General features: G+C 41.6%; 23 protein-coding genes and 1 pseudogene. 22 read left to right on the forward strand and 2 right to left on the reverse strand.

Annotated features, from left to right (window positions below):
• Positions 1 to 156 precede the first annotated feature (156 nt).
• The 12 genes from DW650_RS08540 to ilvA all read left to right on the forward strand — a co-directional run bounded on the left by DW650_RS08540 (position 157) and on the right by ilvA (position 12964).
• On the forward strand, positions 157 to 1347 hold the full coding sequence (locus DW650_RS08540; RefSeq protein ID WP_117919744.1) for an acetate kinase: 1191 nt from the start codon (positions 157 to 159) through the stop codon (positions 1345 to 1347).
• Positions 1348 to 1544: 197 nt separating this feature from the next.
• Positions 1545 to 2069 carry a YceD family protein gene (locus DW650_RS08545; RefSeq protein WP_182002514.1) on the forward strand — a complete coding sequence of 175 codons (525 nt, stop codon included), beginning with the start codon at positions 1545 to 1547 and terminating at the stop codon, positions 2067 to 2069.
• A 4-nt stretch (positions 2070 to 2073) separates the two neighbouring features.
• Entirely contained in the window at positions 2074 to 2253 is a 180-nt protein-coding gene (gene rpmF, locus DW650_RS08550; RefSeq protein WP_006858546.1) for a 50S ribosomal protein L32, read from the forward strand.
• A gap of 100 nt (positions 2254 to 2353) precedes the next feature.
• A complete protein-coding gene (locus DW650_RS08555) occupies positions 2354 to 2776 on the forward strand; it encodes a ribonuclease Z (RefSeq protein WP_118209653.1) in 423 nt (140 codons plus the stop codon).
• Between the two features lie 325 nt (positions 2777 to 3101).
• Entirely contained in the window at positions 3102 to 4154 is a 1053-nt protein-coding gene (locus tag DW650_RS08560; protein ID WP_442969831.1) for a DNA/RNA non-specific endonuclease, read from the forward strand.
• A 97-nt stretch (positions 4155 to 4251) separates the two neighbouring features.
• Complete coding sequence (locus DW650_RS08565; RefSeq protein WP_117919742.1) at positions 4252 to 4974, forward strand: YesL family protein; 723 nt, start codon at positions 4252 to 4254, stop codon at positions 4972 to 4974.
• Positions 4975 to 5074: 100 nt separating this feature from the next.
• Positions 5075 to 6115 carry a phosphate acyltransferase PlsX gene (gene plsX, locus DW650_RS08570; RefSeq protein ID WP_117919740.1) on the forward strand — a complete coding sequence of 347 codons (1041 nt, stop codon included), beginning with the start codon at positions 5075 to 5077 and terminating at the stop codon, positions 6113 to 6115.
• A 4-nt stretch (positions 6116 to 6119) separates the two neighbouring features.
• The gene (gene acpP / locus DW650_RS08575; protein ID WP_006858544.1) at positions 6120 to 6350 is read left to right on the forward strand and encodes an acyl carrier protein; all 231 of its coding nucleotides are present in this window, start codon (positions 6120 to 6122) and stop codon (positions 6348 to 6350) included.
• A 145-nt stretch (positions 6351 to 6495) separates the two neighbouring features.
• On the forward strand, positions 6496 to 7182 hold the full coding sequence (rnc, locus tag DW650_RS08580; RefSeq protein ID WP_117919738.1) for a ribonuclease III: 687 nt from the start codon (positions 6496 to 6498) through the stop codon (positions 7180 to 7182).
• 15 nt (positions 7183 to 7197) lie between these two features.
• Entirely contained in the window at positions 7198 to 10758 is a 3561-nt protein-coding gene (smc, locus tag DW650_RS08585) for a chromosome segregation protein SMC (RefSeq protein ID WP_118209636.1), read from the forward strand.
• A 29-nt stretch (positions 10759 to 10787) separates the two neighbouring features.
• A complete protein-coding gene (gene ftsY / locus DW650_RS08590) occupies positions 10788 to 11729 on the forward strand; it encodes a signal recognition particle-docking protein FtsY (protein ID WP_118209637.1) in 942 nt (313 codons plus the stop codon).
• A gap of 23 nt (positions 11730 to 11752) precedes the next feature.
• On the forward strand, positions 11753 to 12964 hold the full coding sequence (gene ilvA, locus DW650_RS08595; RefSeq protein WP_118209638.1) for a threonine ammonia-lyase: 1212 nt from the start codon (positions 11753 to 11755) through the stop codon (positions 12962 to 12964).
• 109 nt (positions 12965 to 13073) lie between these two features.
• Here ilvA and DW650_RS08600 read toward each other — a convergent pair whose 3' ends face one another.
• The gene (locus DW650_RS08600; RefSeq protein WP_241070934.1) at positions 13074 to 13466 is read right to left on the reverse strand and encodes a pe-pgrs family protein; all 393 of its coding nucleotides are present in this window, start codon (positions 13464 to 13466) and stop codon (positions 13074 to 13076) included.
• A gap of 253 nt (positions 13467 to 13719) precedes the next feature.
• Here DW650_RS08600 and ylxM point away from each other — a divergent pair, with 253 nt between their 5' ends.
• The 10 genes from ylxM (at position 13720) to DW650_RS08650 (ending at position 20980) form a co-directional block, all read left to right on the forward strand.
• Positions 13720 to 14064: a YlxM family DNA-binding protein gene (gene ylxM / locus DW650_RS08605; RefSeq protein WP_117919880.1), complete on the forward strand. Its 345-nt coding sequence runs from the start codon at positions 13720 to 13722 to the stop codon at positions 14062 to 14064.
• The gene (ffh, locus tag DW650_RS08610) at positions 14065 to 15411 is read left to right on the forward strand and encodes a signal recognition particle protein (RefSeq protein WP_118209639.1); all 1347 of its coding nucleotides are present in this window, start codon (positions 14065 to 14067) and stop codon (positions 15409 to 15411) included.
• A gap of 35 nt (positions 15412 to 15446) precedes the next feature.
• Complete coding sequence (rpsP, locus tag DW650_RS08615; RefSeq protein ID WP_006858540.1) at positions 15447 to 15692, forward strand: 30S ribosomal protein S16; 246 nt, start codon at positions 15447 to 15449, stop codon at positions 15690 to 15692.
• An 18-nt stretch (positions 15693 to 15710) separates the two neighbouring features.
• Complete coding sequence (locus DW650_RS08620) at positions 15711 to 15941, forward strand: KH domain-containing protein (RefSeq protein ID WP_006858539.1); 231 nt, start codon at positions 15711 to 15713, stop codon at positions 15939 to 15941.
• A gap of 80 nt (positions 15942 to 16021) precedes the next feature.
• Complete coding sequence (locus DW650_RS08625) at positions 16022 to 16759, forward strand: hypothetical protein (protein WP_118209640.1); 738 nt, start codon at positions 16022 to 16024, stop codon at positions 16757 to 16759.
• A 15-nt stretch (positions 16760 to 16774) separates the two neighbouring features.
• Positions 16775 to 17308, forward strand: coding sequence for a ribosome maturation factor RimM (gene rimM, locus DW650_RS08630; RefSeq protein ID WP_117919724.1), 534 nt, complete (start codon positions 16775 to 16777; stop codon positions 17306 to 17308).
• Positions 17305 to 18024, forward strand: a complete 720-nt coding sequence (gene trmD / locus DW650_RS08635; protein ID WP_118209641.1) for a tRNA (guanosine(37)-N1)-methyltransferase TrmD — start codon at positions 17305 to 17307, stop codon at positions 18022 to 18024. The genes rimM and trmD overlap by 4 nt, the downstream gene beginning before the upstream one ends.
• 76 nt (positions 18025 to 18100) lie before the next feature.
• Positions 18101 to 18883 (forward strand): metal-dependent transcriptional regulator, encoded by a 783-nt coding sequence (locus DW650_RS08640; protein WP_118209642.1) that lies wholly within the window; start codon positions 18101 to 18103, stop codon positions 18881 to 18883.
• A 44-nt stretch (positions 18884 to 18927) separates the two neighbouring features.
• Positions 18928 to 19785, forward strand: a complete 858-nt coding sequence (locus DW650_RS08645) for an iron transport-associated domain protein (protein ID WP_118209643.1) — start codon at positions 18928 to 18930, stop codon at positions 19783 to 19785.
• Between the two features lie 277 nt (positions 19786 to 20062).
• Positions 20063 to 20980 carry an Rpn family recombination-promoting nuclease/putative transposase gene (locus DW650_RS08650; RefSeq protein WP_118209644.1) on the forward strand — a complete coding sequence of 306 codons (918 nt, stop codon included), beginning with the start codon at positions 20063 to 20065 and terminating at the stop codon, positions 20978 to 20980.
• A 377-nt stretch (positions 20981 to 21357) separates the two neighbouring features.
• Here the strand turns inward: DW650_RS08650 and DW650_RS08655 are convergent.
• Positions 21358 to 21958, reverse strand: a pseudogene (locus DW650_RS08655) (transposase); the annotation flags it as partial.

Here is a 21958-nt window from a genome sequence, read left to right on the forward strand (position 1 = left end):
CATTTTGTACAAAAAATCTCACTTTAAATACCTTGTGCGAACAGAGTTAGAGGCGTATACTAAAATTATATGCGGTTCGTATCAGTCGGACTGCCCATTTATCATTTAAGAAAAGAAAACTGCCATTCGAAAGCAGGCAGGGCATGGGAGGAAAATATGAACGTTTTAGTAGTAAACTGCGGAAGTTCTTCACTGAAATATCAGCTTATCGATTCTGACAGTGAAGCAGTATTAGCAAAAGGACTTTGCGAGAGAATCGGTATTGACGGTAGACTGGTATACCAGAAGACCGGATCAGACAAAGAGATCACAGAAGCAGCAATGCCGACACACAAACAGGCAATCCAGATGGTACTTGATGCACTGGTAAATGAGAAAACTGGTGCGATCAAGAGCCTTGCTGAAATCGATGCAGTAGGTCACCGTGTGGTACATGGTGGAGAGAAGTTTGCTTCTTCTACCGTCTTAACACCAGAAGTATTAAAAGCAATCGAAGAGTGTAATGACCTTGCACCGCTTCACAACCCGGCAAACCTGATCGGTATCGATGCATGTAAAGAGCTGATGCCAGACGTGCCGATGGTAGGTGTATTTGATACAGCATTCCATCAGACAATGCCAAAGAAAGCATTCCTTTATGGTCTTCCATACGAATACTATGAAAAGTACAAAGTAAGAAGATATGGCTTCCATGGAACCAGCCACAGTTTTGTATCAAAACGTACTGCTGAATTCCTTGGAATGGATCTGAAAAATTCTAAGATCATTGTGGCTCATCTTGGAAATGGTGCTTCTATCAGTGCCGTATTAAATGGTGAGTGTGTAGATACATCCATGGGTCTTACACCTTTAGAGGGACTTGTTATGGGAACACGTTCCGGCGATATTGATCCGGCAATCATGGAGTTCATTGCAAAGAAAGAGAACTTAGATATCGAAGGTGTCATGAATGTTTTGAATAAAAAGTCAGGTGTACAGGGATTATCAAAATTATCAAGTGATTTCCGTGATCTTGAGGCTGCAGCCAATGAAGGAAATGAGCTTGCAATCGGTGCTATCGACGTATTTTGCTACCGTGTTGCAAAATATATCGGTGCATATGTGGCAGCAATGAATGGTGTGGATGCGATTGCATTTACTGCAGGTATCGGAGAAAATACAACGATCGTCAGAGCAAAGGTACTTGAGTATCTTGGATATCTTGGAATTACAGTAGATGCACAGGCAAACGAAGTACACGGAGAGGAAAAAGTGATCTCCACAGCAGATTCCAAAGTAAAAGTCTGTGTGATCCCGACCAACGAGGAGCTTGCAATCGCAAGAGAGACGGTTGCACTTGTAAAATAGGCAGAGACAACGCATTTTTATGGGCTGAAATCGTTGCTGACTGCACATGTGTAAATAGCAGCAGATTCGCGAAGATAAAAAAACAGGGTTGTCAAGAAAAAATACTTGACAAACCTGTTTTCACTATGTATAATCATTTAGGTGTGAAAAGCCTAGATAAAAGGTTTGATTCACAAAAAAAGATATAGGAGAATGCCGTGATTATAGATATTTCAGACATTTTATCTTGTGAGAACAAGGAAGAAACGAAACAGGTTCAGATCGAACTTGCGTCTTTTGTATCAAAGTTAGGGGAATTTCCTATTATCAGTGCAGCACCGATAGAACTGCATATCGCAAACCGGGAGAACAAGCGGCTGCTTATCCAGGGTGATGTTGATCTGCGTGTATCGATTCCGTGCAGCCGTTGTCTGGAGGAAGTTCCGACAGATATCCACTTTTCGATTGACAAGGATATCAAATTAGAAGATTCTGTTGTTCATGATGAAGATGTGGAAGATAATGACTACCTGATTGGATTTAATCTGGATATAGATAGACTTATCTATGGAGAGATTTTGGTGAACTGGCCGATGAAAGTTCTGTGCAGGGATGATTGCAAAGGAATTTGCAAAGTGTGCGGAATGAACCTGAACAAAGGGGAATGCAACTGCCAGAGAACAGAACTGGATCCAAGAATGGCAGCAATCCAAGATGTCTTTAACAAATTTAAGGAGGTGTGAGAATATGTCAATTTGTCCAAAGAATAAATCTTCCAAAGGAAGAAGAGATAAAAGAAGAGCAAACTGGAAAATGACTGCTCCGGCATTAGTAAAATGCAGCAAATGTGGAGAGTTAATGATGCCTCATAGAGTATGTAAAAACTGTGGCTCTTACAACAAAAAAGAAATCATCCCTCAGGACTAATCCTTACGGGATACAGGAAGATCAAGGGTGGAACGGTAAGTTTCCTCTTGGTCTTTTTGTTTTTATGGGTGATCGGGATCAAAATAAGGAAGTGAAAAAATTGAATGTATGTGTAGCTGTAGATGATAACATGGGAATGATGTTTAACAGGCGCAGGCAGAGTCAGGATAAGCTGCTGAGAAAACACCTGATAGAATTAGTACAGGGGGAAAGACTCTGGATCAATCATTATACTGCCAGACAATTTGAAGATCCTTTGCCGGATAATATTATAGTGGATGATGAATTTTTGAAGAAAACAGAAGACTCTGATTTTTGTTTTGTGGAAAATCTTCCTTTGACAGAATATCAGAATAAGATAAAAAGAATTTTTCTTTTCAGATGGAACAGAAGTTATCCTGCAGATATATATCTGGATATTTCAATGTTACAGAATGAGTGGAAAATGATATCTGTTTCTGAATTTGAGGGGAGTTCACATAAAAAAATTACGTTAGAGGAGTGGAAACATGAAGATATTTAATTGGATTTTTGCAGTTTTTTGCATGTTATGTCTGCCGGTATATGGATTTCATCCAGGGGCTGTTTTGATGTTCCTGCTTGGTATTGCATCATTGCCGGTAAAACCTGTCAGAAAAATATGGAAAAAACTTCCGAAAAGCAAAGTTTTAAGACCCGTGCTGCTGGGTGTTTTGTTTTTCGTATTTTGCAGTATGATCCCTACGGGGAGCAACCCGGCCGGTCAGACTGCGGAATTGTCAACAGAATCCGTGGTGGCGATAGAAGAGTCTGTAAATAAACAGGCTAAGATCCAGGAAACGGAAAAACAGGAACCCGGAATTCCGGAAATTGTAACGGAAGAAACTGAAAGTGAAACAGAAACCGAAAGTGAAACAGAGACTGAGACAGAACAGACCATAGCGGTGCAGACTCAGCCATCAACAGAGGTAACGATCTTAGCATCTGATATTCCGGCTTATTCCGGAAAACCATATGTTGAGATCAATGACAATGTACCGTACTTCCGGGAAACGGATCTATCAGTATCATCTTATGAATATTACAGTGACTTAGACGATCTTGGCCGTTGTGGTGTCGTGTATGCATGTATTGGAACCGATCTGATGCCAACGGAAGAACGCGGAAATATCGGGGCAGTAAAACCTACCGGATGGCATACTGTAAAATATGATGTTGTAGATGGAAAATATCTGTATAACCGTTGTCATCTGATCGGATACCAGCTTTCGGGTGAAAATGCGAATACAAAGAATCTGATCACGGGTACACGTTACTTAAATGTGGATGGTATGCTGCCGTTTGAAAATATGGTGGCGGATTATGTGAAAGAGACCGGAAACCATGTGATGTACCGTGTGACACCTGTTTTTGAGGGTGATAATCTGCTTGCCAGTGGAGTGCAGATCGAAGCGGAATCTGTGGAGGATAAAGGGGAAGGAATCCTTTTTAATGTATATTGTTATAATGTACAGCCGGATGTGGAAATCGATTATGCGACCGGTGACAGCAGTCTTTTGGCAGATGCAGCCGTGCAGAGTGACAGTATGGATTCATCCGGGCAGAAAGCGGCTGTCACATCGGATGAATCTGCTGAGACAGAAAAGAGCACTGTTTCGGCAGGTGATGGTATTGCAGATTTCGGAAATACAGGTTCGGAAAATGAAAGTATGTCGTCAGGATCAGATGCAAGTGGAAGTGTAACGAATGACACTGGATCAGGTTCAGGTGGCTCAGATACATTAATGGTCTGGAAATCTGCAACAGGATCAAAGTATCACAGCATTAATAATTGCGGAAATATGAATCCTGATAAGGCAACACAGATCACAGAGGCGCAGGCAATCAGTCAGGGACTGGGCAAATGCAGCAAGTGCTGGTAAAGAACCGGGTAAACAAATAATTCACAAATTAGCGGTTGCATAATCGTTGCCAACAGAATAAAATGGTAGAATAATGTTTTAACAAAGGAGTAGGGAAATGGGAGATATTTTTAATCTGGACAATAAGTTTTTTCAGGCACTTGGAAAGGGTGTCGACTGTGTATGTTTAAGTCTGTTGTGGATGATATGCTGCATACCGCTTGCATTTGGAATTTATGTGGCATATGTGACAAAAGCGATCATTTTAGCATTGCCGTGTATCGTACTGGCAGTTCCGGCTGGAATTGCAACAACAGCACTTTATTATGCAGTAAACAAGGTGATCCGGCACAGCAGAGGATACCTTTGGAGTTCTTTCTGGCATTCTTTTAGATCAAATATGAAGCAGGGAGCATTGGTAACGCTTATTGTGGCAGCAGCAGTTGTTCTCGTAGGTCTCGATGGCTACATTATGTATCAGTTTGCAAAAGCAGGTGAAAAATCAGGTGCGCTTTATGTAGTTTTCTTTGTGCTGATGCTTGTGGTCATTGCATGGGCAGTGTATGTATTTCCATATATGGCGCGCTTTGAAAATACAACAAAAATGATCCTTAAAAATTCTGCACTGATGGCGATCGGTAATCTGCCAAAAACATTTATGGCATTGATGTTTTTCCTTGCATGCTGCATCGGAACATACCTTTTGCCGGTTGTTGCCATTATTTCACCGGCTTTAGCGACACTGTTACTTAATTACATATTAGAAGGTGTGTTTGAGCGTTATATGTCTGATGAAGACCGTGAAGCAGAAAATGAAAGAAATCAGGAATTTTATAACTAATGACAAGCGATTTTTATATTGATTTATAGAAAGAGTTATAGTATATTTCAATATAGACGTGAAGGGAGAGTCCTAAACGTATCAGAATGGAGAAGTAATTATGCAGCAGAATCAATCACTTGAGATTACGAAAGTTGTCTTAGATGCAATGGGTGGAGATTATGCTCCTGCCGAACCTGTAAAGGGTGCTGTGGATGCGGTCAATGCGAGAAGGGATATTAAGATTCTTCTGGTTGGACAGGAGGATGTGGTCCGCAAGGAACTTGAAAAATACACTTATCCGACAGAGCAGATCGAGGTTATACATGCTGAGGAAGTTATCGAGACGGCAGAACCGCCGGTAAATGCGATCCGCAAGAAAAAACAGTCATCGATCGTTGTCGGCATGAATATGGTAAAACAAAAAGAAGCGGATGCATTTGTATCGGCAGGAAGTTCGGGTGCCATATTAGTCGGCGGACAGGTTATTGTAGGCAGGATCAAAGGAATCGAGAGACCACCGTTAGCACCGCTTATTCCGACAGAAAAGGGAGTGTCACTTCTGATCGACTGCGGGGCGAATGTAGATGCAAGGGCATCACATCTTGTTCAGTTTGCAAAGATGGGTTCCATTTATATGGAGAATGTACTTGGAATCAAAAATCCGAGAGTAGCGATCGTTAATATCGGTGCAGAGGAAGAAAAAGGAAATGCACTGGTAAAAGAGACATTTCCGCTTTTGAAAGAATGTACGGATATTAATTTTGTGGGCAGTATTGAGGCTCGTGAGATCCCGCATGGAGAGGCAGATGTGATCGTTTGTGAGGCATTTGTTGGAAATGTAATTTTAAAGCTGTATGAAGGGTTAGCAGGAACGCTTGTCGGAGCAATAAAAAAAGGCATGATGAGTACCGTAAGAAGTAAAATCGGTGCGGCACTTGCACTTCCGGCATTAAAGTCAACATTAAAAGCGTTTGATGCAACTCAGTATGGCGGCGCTCCTTTATTAGGACTGAATGGACTTGTGGTAAAGACTCATGGAAGTGCGAAAGCAGTTGAGATTACCAATTCCATTTTTCAATGTGTGACGTTCAAAGAGCAGGACATCAACGGAAAAATCAGAAAAAATATTATAAGTTCAACGGAACAGGAAGGAATGTAAAGTTATGGAATTTGAAAAACTGAAAAAAATCATTGCAGAGGTATTAAATGTAGATGAGGAGGAGATCACAATGGATACCACTTTTGTGGATGATCTTGGAGCTGACTCCCTTGATATTTTTCAGATCATTATGGGAATTGAAGAAGAATTCGATATCGAGATCGCAAATGAGGATGCTGAGCATATCGTGACAGTTGCAGATGCAGTTGAGCAGATCAAAAATGCTTTAAACTAAATAAAAGGATAACGTATGCCCTTGTTGAAGACAAAATCTTGTCAGGCAAGGGCTTTTCCGTTATTATAATAAAAAACAGAGTCTTTTTTATATTTTGCTGGGCGGACAGTAAGGTAGAAAAAAGCCCCTGACTAGGGAGGATGAAATGTCAAAGTTACAGGAATTGCAGAATCGGATAGGATATACATTTGAGAAAGAAGGTTTATTGCGTCAGGCACTGACACACAGTTCATATGCCAATGAAAAGCATATGAAAAAACATTCTGACAATGAGCGGCTGGAGTTTTTAGGGGATGCAGTTTTAGAGATCGTATCGAGTGATTTTCTGTACCGCAATTATCCGGATCTGCCGGAGGGGGATCTGACAAAACTTCGCGCAAGTATCGTTTGTGAGCCGACACTTGCACTTTGCACCAGAGAGATGGATCTTGGTGATTATCTGTTGCTTGGCAAAGGTGAGAACCAGACAGGTGGAAGAAAGCGTAAGTCAATTTTATCAGATGCATTAGAGTCTGTGATCGGAGCCATTTATTTAGACGGTGGTTTTGAGCCGGCGAAAAAGTTTATACATAAATTTATCCTGACAGATATTGAACACAAAAAGCTGTTTTATGACAGCAAGACTATTTTACAGGAGGTTGTGCAGGGCAATTATAAGGAGAGTCTGCATTACGAACTGATTTCAGAAGAAGGACCGGATCATGATAAAAAGTTTTCGGTCGAAGCACGCATCGGAGATAAAGTGATCGGGGAGGGATGCGGTCACACGAAAAAAGCGGCAGAGCAGGAAGCTGCCTACCAGGCACTTTTGCTTTTGAAACCAAAACTGTAAAGAATGAGGTTTAGTATGTATCTGAAAAGTATTGAAGTGCAGGGATTTAAATCATTTGCGAATAAGATCGTTTTTGATTTTCATAACGGGATCACAGGAATTGTGGGACCAAACGGCAGTGGTAAGAGCAATGTCGGAGATGCGGTGCGCTGGGTTCTTGGTGAACAGAGTGCAAAGCAGCTTCGTGGTGCCAGCATGCAGGATATTATTTTTGCGGGAACGGAAAACCGTAAGCCGCTCAGTTATGCCTATGTTGCGATCACACTTGACAATGCGGATCATAAACTTCCTGTAGATTATGAGGAAGTTACGGTCGCAAGGCGTGTGTACCGCTCCGGGGAGAGTGAGTACCTGCTCAACGGCAATACCTGCCGTCTGAAAGATGTGACCGAGCTGTTTTATGATACCGGTATCGGAAAAGAAGGATATTCCATTATCGGACAGGGACAGATCGAGAAAATCCTAAACGGTAAACCGGAAGAACGGCGAGAGCTGTTTGACGAGGCTGCCGGAATTGTAAAATATAAAAAGCGCAAGGCAACTGCGCAGAAAAAGTTAGAGAATGAGCGTGAAAATCTGGTTCGTGTCAATGATATCTTAAGTGAACTGGAGCGCCAGGTTGGTCCACTTCAAAAACAGGCAGAAAAAGCGCATGTTTATTTAAAGAAAAAAGAAGAATTAAAAACATATGATGTCAATATGTTTCTGATGGAGATGACACGTATTGACGCACAGCTTCGTGAGGTAGAAGAAAAGTGCGGCATTGCCAATGCACAGCTGAATGAGTCAAAAGATTCTTATGAGCAGGTCAAAACGGAATATGAGCGCATGGAATCAGAGATTGAACAGTTAGAGCAGGCAATCACCGCAGTGCGTGATAACCTGAGCGGTTCTACTGTTTTAAAAGGAAAATTAGAAGGTCAGATCAATGTCTTAAAAGAGCAGATCCATACAGCGGAGATGACGGACGAGCATTTAAAAAACAGGCTGGATTCCATCGAAAAAGACAGACAGGAGCGCATCGGACAGAAAGAAGTTTATGGCAGGGAACGGGAAGAACTCTTAGAGGCATTAGCCGGGATCTCTGAGAGAAAGCAGGCTGCCGAAAAAGAATTAGAAGATCTGCGAAATGGAATGAAAGAATGCAGTGATGGGATTGAACGTGGAAAGAGCGAGATCATCGAACTTCTTAATAACAAGGCATCCATCAAGGCGAGACAGCAGCGTTTTGATACGATGGCAGAGCAGATCAATATCCGTAAAGCGAAACTTACACAGAGACTTCTTGCCAGAAAGACAGAGGAAGAAGATTTAGATAATGTGCTGTCTGCGTATCAGCAGGAATTAGATGATGTCAATGAAACGATCCGCGGGTTGAAAGAAGTGACGGCTGCAATGGAAGAAAAGAACCGCGAGTGGCGCAGAAAGTATTCCGGGACCAGTCAGAAACTAGAGCAGGATGTTACCAGATACCATAAAGAACAGTCCAGATTAGAAACCTTAAAAAATATCGCAGAACGTTACGATGGGTATGGAAACAGTATCCGTCGTGTAATGGAGCAGAAAGACAGACACAGAGGAATTTTAGGTGTAGTATCAGATCTGATCCAGGTTGAGAAAAAATATGAAGTTGCGATCGAGACTGCATTAGGCGGAAGTATCCAGAATATTGTCACAGAGGATGAAGATACAGCAAAGCAGATGATCGCTTATCTGAAGCAGAACCGTTATGGAAGGGCAACATTTCTTCCTCTTACGAGCGTGAACGGCAGCGGTGGTTTTAAAAATCAGGAAGCATTGCGTGAACGTGGTGTCATAGGACTTGCAAGTACGCTGGTAAAAAATGATGCAAGATATGATGGTGTGACGAATTATCTGCTTGGCAGGGTAGTTGTTGCGGAGACGATTGATGATGCCATTGCATTAGCAAGAAAATACCGCTACTCTTTTCGCATCGTAACGCTTGAGGGTGAGTGCTTAAATCCGGGTGGTTCCATGACCGGTGGTGCATTTAAAAATACCAGTAATCTTCTTGCAAGAAGACGTGAAGTGGAAGAACTTGAAACACTTGTAGCTACACTGCAAAGCCAGATCAAAGAGTCGAGAGACCGCCTGGAAGATATCAAAACAGCACAATCGCTGTTAGAAGAAGACATGGAAAGCAGTAAGGAAAAACTGCAGGAACAGTATATTTTACAGAATACGGCAAAAATGAACTTAGATCGTGCCACAGAGCAGAAAAACGAGAGGGAATCTGTTTTTGCAGGTCTTAATGCAGAGAGAACTGAGATCGAGGAGCAGCTTGCAGAACTTGAACAAAATAAAGTACAGATCGTGGCTGAGATCGAGAATGCAGCAGTCCGTGAAAAAGAGATCGAACAGGAAAATGAAGAGTTTGGAAAGCGTTTAGAGGAATATCAGACGAAGGAGAAAGAAGCGGCAGAGCTAGTTTCAAAGATCGCTTTAGAGGAAGCTGGTATCCGGCAGAAGGCAGAATTTGCGCAGTCTAATATTTCACGTATCCTAAGTGAAATCACAAGATTTTCACAGGAAAGAGAGCAGTTAGTCACACAGGCAGGAGAGGCGAAAGAAGAGGCAAAGCAGAAAACGCTTGAGATCGAGGAGCTGAAAAAGACGATTCTTGCTTCGGATGATACACATGCCGGTTTAGAACAGCAGCTTAACGATTATACGCAGAAGAAAGAAGAGATGTCGGCTGCACAGAAAGGATTTTTCCGGAAAAGGGAGGAAATGTCAGATCAGATCGCTGATCTCGACAAAGAAGTGTTCCGATTGAACAGCCAGCATGAAAAGCTCGATGAAGCGAGAGAATATCAGACGAATTATATGTGGCAGGAATATGAGCTGACACTTCATGCTGCGATGGATCTTAGGGATGATTCTTATGCTGATCCTGCAGCATTAAAGAAAATGATCACACAGATCAAAGACGATATCCGGAGACTCGGTGATGTCAATGTCAATGCGATCGAGGATTATAAAGAGATATCGGAACGTTATGAGTTTTTAAAAACGCAGCATGATGATCTGATCGAGGCGGAGAAAACGCTGCTCGGTATCATTGAGGAACTCGATACAGGAATGCGTAAACAGTTCATGGAAAAATTTGCAGAGATCCAGAAACAGTTTGATACGGTATTTAAAGAACTGTTCGGTGGTGGAAAAGGTACACTTGAACTGGTGGAAGATGAGGATATCCTAGAGTGCGGTATCCGTATCATTGCACAGCCGCCCGGAAAGAAACTGCAGAATATGATGCAGATGTCCGGTGGAGAAAAGTCACTGACAGCGATCGCTCTGTTATTTGCGATCCAGAATTTAAAGCCATCGCCGTTTTGTCTGTTAGATGAGATTGAGGCGGCACTTGATGACTCAAACGTAACAAGGTTTGCAAAGTATCTGCATAAGCTGACAAAGAACACACAGTTTATTGTGATCACGCACAGACGTGGTACAATGGCTGCAGCAGACCGTCTTTACGGTATCACGATGCAGGAAAAAGGTGTTTCAACACTGGTTTCCGTTAATCTGATCGAAAACGATTTAGATAAATAATATTTGGACAAATAAGAAAGGCAGGATGTATGGGAGAAGAAAAAAAAGGATTCTGGAGCCGTCTGGTCTCCGGACTCAGCAAGACGAGAGATAACATCGTATCCGGGATCGATTCGATCTTCAGCGGATTTTCCAGTATTGATGATGATTTTTATGAAGAAATCGAAGAAATCCTGATCATGGGGGATATCGGTGTCAATGCGACGGAGTCGATCATTGAGAATCTCAAAGAAAAAGTAAAAGAAAATAAGATCAAAGATCCGGCAGAGTGCAAGGAACTTCTTATCAACAGTATCAAAGAACAGATGGATGTCGGAGAAACTGCGTACCGGTTTGAAAATGAAAAGTCTGTGGTACTTGTCATCGGTGTAAACGGTGTAGGAAAGACGACTTCCGTTGGAAAACTGGCTGGCAAATTAAAAGATCAAGGGAAAAAGGTTGTTCTTGCAGCAGCCGACACGTTCCGTGCAGCAGCAGGTGACCAGTTGTTAGAATGGGCAAACCGTGCCGGTGTTGAGATGATCGGTGGACAGGAAGGGGCAGATCCGGCGGCAGTCGTATATGATGCGGTCGCAGCAGCAAAAGCGAGAAATGCGGATGTACTGCTCTGCGATACGGCTGGACGTCTCCATAATAAGAAAAATCTCATGGAAGAATTAAAGAAAATCAACCGTATTCTGGAAAAAGAATATCCGGATGCATACCGTGAGACTCTGGTGGTCTTAGATGCAACAACAGGTCAGAATGCACTTGCCCAGGCAAGACAATTTTCGGAAGTAGCAGAAATTACGGGTATCATTTTAACAAAGATGGATGGCACCGCCAAAGGTGGTATCGCTGTTGCAATCCATTCAGAACTTGGAATCCCGGTCAAATATATCGGTGTCGGAGAGACGATCGAGGATCTGCAGAAGTTTGATTCCAATGAATTTGTAAATGCACTTTTTGATGTAAAAGATCAGGCAGAATAATAAACAGATGAAGGAGAAAATAAATGTTAACATTAGACAAGTTTGAGGAAGCTAGTGAAAAAGTAAAAGAAGTCACTTTAGAGACAAAACTGGTATACTCTGATTTCTTAAGTGAACAGACAGGAAACAAAGTATATTTAAAACCGGAGAATATGCAGTTTACCGGTGCGTACAAAGTGCGTGGCGCTTATTATAAGATCAGCACGTTGACGGAGGCAGAACGTAAGAAAGGACTCATCACTGCATCAGCAGGAAATCATGCGCAGGGTGTTGCCTACGCTGCAAAATGCTATGGCTGCAAAGCTGTCATCGTGATGCCGACAACAACACCTTTGATCAAAGTAAACCGTACCAAGAGCTATGGCGCTGAGGTTGTTCTCTATGGAGATGTTTATGATGAGGCATGCCAGAAGGCATATGAGTTAGCAGAGGAAAAAGGATATACATTCATTCATCCGTTTGATGATCTTGCAGTGGCAACCGGACAGGGAACGATCGCAATGGAAATCTTTAAAGAACTTCCGCTTGTGGAATATATCTTAGTTCCGATCGGTGGAGGCGGACTTGCAACAGGTGTATCTACACTTGCAAAACTGTTAAATCCAAAGATCAAGGTGATCGGTGTGGAACCGGCAGGTGCAAACTGTATGCAGGCTTCTTTTAAAGCAGGAAAAGTAACGACACTGCCAAGTGTCAACACGATCGCAGACGGTACTGCAGTAAAGACACCGGGCAGCAAGATATTCCCATATATCAAAAAGAACTTAGACGATATCATTACGGTTGAGGATGATGAGCTTGTTGTTGCATTCCTCGATATGGTGGAAAACCATAAAATGGTTGTGGAAAACTCGGGCCTTCTTACGGTAGCAGCGTTGAAACATCTTGGTGTAAAAGATAAACGTGTCGTATCAATCTTAAGTGGTGGTAACATGGATGTGATCACAATGTCTTCCGTGGTACAGCAGGGACTTATCTTCCGTGACCGTATCTTTACGGTATCTGTACTTCTTCCGGATAAGCCGGGCGAATTGTCAAAAGTAGCCGCAACGATTGCAGCAGAGCAGGGAAATGTGATTAAGTTAGAGCATAATCAGTTTATCAGCACAAACCGCAATGCAGCCGTGGAGCTTCGTATCACTTTAGAGTGCTTTGGTACCGATCACAAAAATCAGATCATCAAAGCATTAGAGAAAAATGGTTATAAACCGAAATTAGTCAGAGCAAGTCTGTAAGATTCTAAAAAAATAAGGAATTTCGTTAAAAGAAAACGAAATTCCTTATTTTGATCTATGCAATAAATCTGCTTCTGATATTACATGAGAGCATATGCAGCTAAATCTGCTATGATACCGTGTAAGACTGACCTGTCATTGTAAGACTGTCAATACTTGCACCGGAGTGGTTTAAATGGATACCGAGTGTGAGATCAGAACCGGAATTCGGATCAAAAATCAGTTTCACGGAATTGCCGGAGATTGAGGTGGATGCTGTATATCCTGCAACCTCAACCTGGTCGATCGAGTTATTGAAAGAAAGCGTCAGGGTAACACTGCCGGTCACATTGCTCCAATTTACGGCAACCAGACCTTTTCCGCCACCGTCCCATCTGTCCCATACACCTATGTAGGTCGCAGTTACGGAACCGGCTGCGGCATTTGAACCACTTGCAAGGTAAATGCCTTCTGTATGTTCTGGTGTCAGATAAATTGCAGGTTTCTGATATTTATTTTTCATTGGAACCTCCATTCCTGCGCAGTTTTGCGCAAGTACAAAACAGGTTTATTTCATGTGGTACTTTAGTCCGCAATGCTTATTGCTTACGCATATTATAAACAGCAGAAAAAAGAATTGTCAAGATTGATATAGGAAAAAAGTCTTGTTTTAAGAAAAAATAAATACTGGTGTCAAGAAAAAATGCTTGACACCTATTCTTTTTTATGATAATCTATGCAAGGTGCTGATGTGAGAGTACAGATTGGGATATAAAATGGAAGAAAAGATTGAACAGGCGTATCTCTATGATTTCTATGGAGAACTTTTAAACGAACATCAGAGAAAGATATACGAGGATTTTGTGTTCAATGATCTCTCACTCGGTGAGATCGCAGATGAAGAGGGAATCAGCCGTCAGGGTGTACATGATATGGTAAAGAGATGTACGAAGACTCTGGAAGGATATGAGAGTAAACTTCATCTGATCGAGAAGTTCCAGACCGCAAGAGGTATGGTAACAAAGATTCATGCATTGACAAAAGAGTTCTATAAGAATCATGACGAGGCAGTATTAGAAGAGATCGAACAGATCTCCAACCAGATATTAGAGGAGCTATAGATGGCATTTGACAGTTTATCCGAAAAACTCCAGAATGTATTTAAGAACCTGAGAAGCAAAGGTCGTTTGACAGAAGATGATGTGAAGGCTGCTTTAAAGGAAGTTAAGATGGCTCTTTTAGAGGCCGATGTCAATTTCAAAGTGGTCAAACAATTTGTAAAAGATGTGCAGGAGCGCGCAATCGGGCAGGACGTGATGAACGGACTGAATCCGGGACAGATGGTCATTAAGATCGTAAACGAAGAGATGGTTCGCCTGATGGGGTCTGAGACAACAGAAATCGCACTTCGTCCGGGCAAAGAACTGACGATCATTATGATGGCAGGTCTTCAGGGTGCCGGTAAAACGACCACAACAGCAAAGATTGCCGGAAAGTTAAAAGCCAAAGGCAAGAAGGTGCTGCTTGCCGCCTGTGATGTTTATCGCCCGGCAGCAATCGAACAGTTGCAGATCAATGGTGAAAAACAGGGTGTGGAAGTATTCTCCATGGGAGATAAGAATACTCCTGTAAATATTGCAAAGGCTGCGGTAGAGCATGCCACAAAGAATGATTTTAATGTGCTGATCATCGATACAGCAGGACGTCTTCATGTAGATGAAGACATGATGGCTGAATTGATTCAGATAAAAGAAAATGTTGCGGTATCACAGACAATATTAGTTGTTGATGCCATGACAGGACAGGATGCCGTTAATGTTGCGAAGACCTTCGATGAGAAGATCGGAATTGACGGTGTGGTACTTACCAAACTTGATGGTGACACCAGAGGTGGTGCGGCGCTTTCCATAAGGGCAGTGACCGGAAAACCGATTCTTTACGCAGGTATGGGAGAAAAACTTTCTGATTTAGAGCAGTTTTATCCTGACCGTATGGCATCAAGGATTCTTGGAATGGGTGATGTGCTGACTCTCATTGAGAAAGCACAGAGTGAAATCGACGAGGAAAAAGCCAAAAAGCTCGAAGAAAAGATGCGCAAGAATGAGTTTGACTTTGAGATGTATTTAGAATCTATGAGTCAGATGAAAAAAATGGGCGGTCTTTCCAGTATTCTTGGTATGATGCCGGGACTTGGCGGTGGCAAGATGCCTGAGATTGACGAGGGAGCGGCTGAAAAGAATATGGCGCGTACCGAGGCGATCATCTTTTCGATGACAGTCGAGGAGAGACAGAACCCTTCATTGCTCAATCCGAGCAGAAAGCGCAGGATCGCACAGGGAGCAGGCGTTGATATTGCGGAAGTAAACCGTCTTGTAAAGCAGTTTGACCAGGCAAAGAAAATGATGAAACAGATGCCTGGCATGATGAAAAAAGGTAAAAAGGGAATGTTTAAAGGACTTCCTTTTTAATAAATGAACAGCAAAAATTTAAGGAGGTGAAAATAATGGCAGTAAAGATCAGATTAAGAAGAATGGGACAGAAGAAAGCACCTTTCTATCGTATCGTAGTTTCTGATTCCAGATCCCCGAGAGATGGAAAGTTCATCGAAGAGATTGGAACATATGATCCGACTAAAGATCCAAGCGAGTATCATGTAAATGAGGACTTAGCAAAGAAATGGTTAGCAAACGGAGCTCAGCCAACAGATACCGTAGCAAGAATTTTCAAAAATGCTGGTATTGAGAAATAGGATCAGTGAGGTGGACCTATGAAAGAATTAGTAGAAGTAATTGCCAAGGCACTTGTTGATTGCCCGGATGAAGTTGTTGTAACTGAGACCGAGAATGAAAAAGCGATCGTATTAGAGTTGCGCGTTGCACAGTCTGATATGGGTAAGGTAATCGGCAAACAGGGACGTATTGCGAAAGCGATCCGTTCTGTTGTAAAGGCTGCTGCCTCAAAAGAAGAGAAAAAAGTGATTGTGGAGATTATGCAGTAATCTTCACAGTAAACCGGCGTGATCATGAACATGGTGCAGCCGGTTTTTTTTCTATCAGGGAAGGAAGAGAGGGAATAAGAATGAGAGGTATTGCAAAAAAGTGTTGTATATTTTTAATGACATTCCTGTTAGCTATACAGATGCCGGTAATGGCAAGTGCTGCTGAAAGATTAACGGACACAGGGAATGATACCGTATTTATCGAAGAAAATGTGCTGGATGGGACAGAAGGCATCGTAAATGAATCCTATAAAGGTGCTTATACAAAAATGCGTTTTAGCGGAAAACTCACGCAGGTATATTGCCCGAAAAACAAAAGGACATACGTATATAAAGTAGGAAATATGCCGTCAAACGGAAGAATCACAAAAGTGAGCAGCTCAAATGGAAAAGTGGCAAAGATTGCCATAGGTGACAATAATGTCCGGATCAAACCATTAAAGGCTGGAACCTCAACAATCAAAGTGACGGTAAAAACAGGCAGGTTATTGACAACTTTTACGTCAAAACTGACTGTTTATAAATGGAGCAATCCGGCTGCAAGTTACAAAATTGGAAATAAACAATTAAAAAATCAGTTTAAAAATACAAATATTTATGATTACAAATCTGCAAATAATAAAACATTAAAGTTTGACGTGAAAGCGAAAACAGGATGGAAGATCACGTCATTTACTTATTATGATAAGAACTGGAAAAGTACGTCTTATCTGAATTCGGCAAAAAAGATCAAAGTACAAAAAGGCGGTTCCGTGCAGATTAATTTTACAAATCAGAAAACAGGCCTGGTCGAGAATATTGTGATCAGGATTAAATGACAGAATGGAGGATTTATGGAGAATTTACTTCAGGTAGGTGTTATTACAACGACACATGGTGTGCGTGGGGAAGTGAAAGTATTTCCGACCACAGATGATGCAGCACGCTTTAAAAAATTAAAACAGGTAATCTTAGACACCGGAAAAGAAAACCTTACACTCGAAATTGCCGGGGTAAAGTTCTTCAAAAATATGGTGATACTCAAATTCAAAGGATATGACAACATCAATGATGTGGAGAGGTTTCGAAAAAAAAGTCTGTATGTCACCAGGGAAAATGCGGTAAAGTTGAAGAAAAATGAGTATTTTATTGCAGATCTCATTGGACTTAAAGTAACATCGGATGAGGGCGAAGATTTAGGAGAACTGACGGATGTGCTGCAGACAGGTGCAAATGATGTCTATGTAATCAGCAAAGAAGGTGCAGATGATATATTACTTCCTGCGATCAGAGACTGTGTAAAACAGGTGGATATCGAAGGTGGTACGATGCAGGTTCACCTGCTTGATGGATTAAGAGACTTAAATAGCAGGCGGGAGGAAGCATGAATTTTTACATTTTGACATTGTTTCCGGATATGGTCATGCAGGGATTAAACACCAGTATTATCGGCAGAGCCGCCGAGAAGGGACTGCTCTCGATCGAAGCGGTAAATATCCGGGATTATACGATCAATAAACATAAAAAAGTAGATGATTATCCATATGGCGGTGGGGCTGGAATGTTGATGCAGGCGCAGCCTGTTTATGATGCCTGGAAATCGATCGTTGATAAGATTGGTGCAAAACCGCGTACTATTTACCTTACACCACAGGGACCGACTTTTACCCAGCAGGCTGCAAAGTCGTTTGCGAAGGAGGAGAATCTGATTTTTCTGTGTGGACATTATGAGGGAATTGATGAGCGCGTCTTAGAGGAGATCGTGACGGATTATGTTTCGATCGGTGACTATGTACTGACGGGAGGCGAACTTCCGGCGATGGTCATAGTGGATGCGATTTCCCGCATGGTACCTGGAGTGCTGACAAACGATGAATCCGGTTCTACGGAGTCGTTTGAGGGAGATCTGTTAGAGTATCCGCAGTATAGCCGGCCGGAGGAGTGGATGGGTAAAAAAGTTCCGCCGGTACTCTTGTCAGGCAATCATAAACTTGTAGACGAGTGGCGCAGGGAGCAATCTATTATAAGGACGAAAGAAAGAAGACCGGATCTGTTTGCAAGGGCAGTGCTGACAGAAAAGGAACAGAAAAAGTGGAGACCATAAATGAGCCGTTGCAAACGGCTCATTTTATGTTATAATAGGTTAGTTGAATCTAACGATAAGTAGGGGAGACTATCGGATGACAGACAAAAGAAAACATGAAAAAGAAGATTATTTAAAGGCGATGTATCTGTTAAAGCGGAGAAAGGATCAGGTTACGAGATCAGATCTGGAACGTTATTTTGAGGCATCAGCAAACAAAGTTAACCGTGTTGTGGATAGTCTTTTAGAAGAGGGGTATTTATACAGGGATGATAAACGCCATATATATCTTACGGCAATTGGTATAAACAAAGGAAAGGAATATCTGGAAAAATATCGTATTCTTACGGAGTTTTTAATGATGATATCCGGGATTGACCAGCAGTCGGCAGAACGGAATGCGAAAGAAATTGAATATGTGATCGATGGTGAGGTTTATATGGGGATTCGGATGTTTTTGAAAAACCGTCATGTTTTTTCATATTCTATGAGTGGAAATGATTTAAATTTTCTTTTCCCATACGGAGAGAGGGAGATGCCGATTGCAATTTATACCAAAGAGAGCAGATGTCCAAGGACACTGGCAAAGGAATATAAGGTGTTTAAGAAGAAAGTAAAAGTGAAAATCTGTGATGAGAGTTATCTTTACCTGGAGTTAGAGCAGAAAAGGAATGAACCACAGGTCTTTTATTATTATGGGGAAGAATGGCGTGTGGCAAAAAGACAGGATGGAAGATATGCAATATTAACGGAGGCGCTTGAATGTAATGTGCAGCGGAGCGACCTGATATCAGAAGGAACCGTTGCATTGATCGTTCAGATGAAAGATGAGGAACCGAAAGAGGATGATATCTGTATCCTTACCGTTTCCCTGATCTGATCGTGAAAATGGCTGTGTAATTGCGAAAAAGGAGTTTACAGGAAATGTTTATCAGTGAAATTGAAGAGTGCAGACCAACAATGTTTCAACTGCAATGTCTGAAAAGATTAAGAAAACAGCAGCAGGATGGGGCAGGCTGTAATGAAGCGGAAATTGCAAGGAGTCTTTCTGTGAATCGATCTACGGTCTCAAGATGTTTAAAACGCAGCGTGGAACTTGGTATTCTGACGGAAAATGGATATGAATTTACGAAAAAAGGAAATGAAGTTTTAGAATATTATCTGGATGTAGAAAAGGAATTAATTTATTATTTTGAGCGGATCGGTGTGGAAAAGGAGGCACGTTATCAGGCGGTAGCAGGAATGCTTGATGCAGTTGATATCAAAACGATCCAGACAATATGCCAGAGAGAAAAAATGCATTTGCAGTATGAAAATATCGGGCAGAAAAATCTGGGGCAGATGCTGGATGATCCACAGGAAAATGCAGGAGTGGTACTGCCATATGGTACATATGAGGTTGATTTTTCTATTTACCGGCAGGGCAGGGAATGTAAGAAACTTTCCATGGCAGATCGTGGATTTGAAAAACCGGCAAAGTTATATGTGTGTCAAAAAGAGTCATGTCTCGAACTTTGTATCAGGGAGGTTACTGCATATTCGGGCAACAATCATCGGATGCTGCTGCACGGCCATTTGCAGACAATCAAATGTAAGTGCAGGGATGATGGATTGAAAAAATTGCCGATTGAGAATGGTATTGTGCGGATACCATTTGATGAGATCTGTTTAGAATCGCTTCCGAATGGAAAAATAACCGGTCAGATACAACTGACGATGACATGCAGTGTCGGTGTTTTACATATGCCGGAAAGTATTGCTACACTGGTTCTTAGAATGTAGCAAACTTCCTGCAGAACATTGAAATAAGATAAATTGAAATAGGGGAACGATATATTTATTTAAAACTTGTCAAAAACACTACAATTGTGATAATATATATTCATATGAAAAATCCGTTCGGACATTCTATTGTCCGGACAAGGCTCTTATCATGGAGCACACTCATATTTTAAATCCGGCGTTTCGCCAAAATTTCAACAATAAAGATCGTGAAATGAATCAAAAAAGTAAAAAATCAAAATTCAAAATGAAAAAGAAGGAGTAGAGGAGACTGCCTATGGCAAAAGAAGAAAAACAAGTACGTGCATCTTACCTTGAAGCGACAGGACGCATTGATTATGGAATGACCAATGATTACATGTTCCGTGCAATATTACAGAGAAATGAAAAAGTATTAAAGGGACTGATCTGCTCTCTGTTACATTTAAAACCAGAAGAAATAACATCAGTCAGGATCACGAATCCGATCGAACCTGGGGACAATTATGATGCAAAAGAGTTCATACTGGATATTGTGGTACTGTTGAATGATACCACACTGATCAATCTGGAAATGCAGATGGAGAATGAATTGAACTGGGAAGACCGTTCCTTAAGTTATCTGTGCCGCTCTTACGACCAGCTTTGCCGGGGAGAGGAATATACAATGGCAAAACCGGTGATACATATCGGATTTCTAAACTTTCCACCATTTGCAGGAAGCCGGGAATTTAATGCATCCTATAAACTTATGAATGTAAAAAATCATCGTATATATAGTGACAAATTTATTTTGAATGTGATAGACTTAACACAGATAGAACAGGCAACTGCGGAGGATAAAGCCAGCCGGATAGACTACTGGGGGAAGCTGTTCACCGCAACCACATGGGAGGAGATCAGAATGCTTGCAAAGAAAAGTAAAACAATGGAAGAAGCATCCAAAGCATTATATGAATTAAATGCAGATGAGATCACACGCCAGAAATGCCGCGCAAGGGATGACTATTACAGACTGCAGAACACGATAAACAAAAAGATGGAAGAACTTACGGAAGAAAATCAAAGCCTGACAGCCGAGAAAGAAAGCCTGACAGCGAAAAACCAGAATTTGACAGCAGAGAAAGAAAAACTGGAGTTAGAGAAGCAGGCTTTGGAAAAACTTCTTACCGAACATGGAATCTCATATCCTGTGCACACAGATGAAGTACTTTGATTTCATAAAACAAAAGTTTATACCACAGTAACACCATCTGTATCAAGGAAGAACTGCATAACCGATACAGGTGGTGCCAACATTTAATGATAAGATTTCTCAACACATCAAAAAACGTTGCATGTCTGCAACACACAATTTCCCCAATAAAAACAAGCTATACAAGGAAAACGGAATAAAAAAACAGAGATAAAATTGTAAACTTTCCACCAAAAACACCTTGAGTTTCCGCAAAATGTAATCAAAACATGATTACATCTTCCCAAAGCACCAATCTGTCAGTTTTTTTGATATTTTAGATTGACAGTTCTATGAGTAGAAGCACTTTAATAAGCCCCACCGGAATCGGGCTTTGGGAGATGTATTCTTTTATCTATCTAAGCGGTCAGATTAAGGCAGAGTTGACGATATGCCGGACGTTTTGTCCGAAACCACAGCCTGACGCCTTCTTTTGCATATGATAGTATGCCGGAGATACCTTTGGCTAACCGGTAATAGCAGAAATGTACTTTTTCCTTTACAGGGTCTGCTTTTTGTATGATTGCAACCTTTAGGGCATGCGTTTCTGGTTTCATGGACATATGTGCCAGAAATGCCATGCACAGGGTAATATAAAAATTCAGGGCATTGATTGCAGCGAGCTTCCTCACACGGAAGTTTTCAAACTGAAACATCTGCTTCTTACAGCGGAAATACTCCTCAATGCGCCATCTGGAAAAGTAAGTCAGGGCGATATTTACCACGTCTTCTTTGGATTTGATTTTCTTATTGGTTGCAAGCATCATGGGATGTTCTGTAATGCCGTAAACCAGTACGAGATAAATATCTTTCTTTGAAGCGGTAATCTGTACTTTCACATGAGAAAGATAGGCATCATGCTTTTTACCCTTGTATGTCAGGGCAGTTTTAATCTTACCCTTTCTCTGATTACGAAGCTGTGTGGCAGGAACCCATTTTCCATGGAAGAAGAGTTTCCTT

It is taken from the genome of Roseburia sp. AM23-20 (genome assembly GCF_003470905.1).
GTDB lineage: Bacteria > Bacillota > Clostridia > Lachnospirales > Lachnospiraceae > Roseburia > Roseburia rectibacter.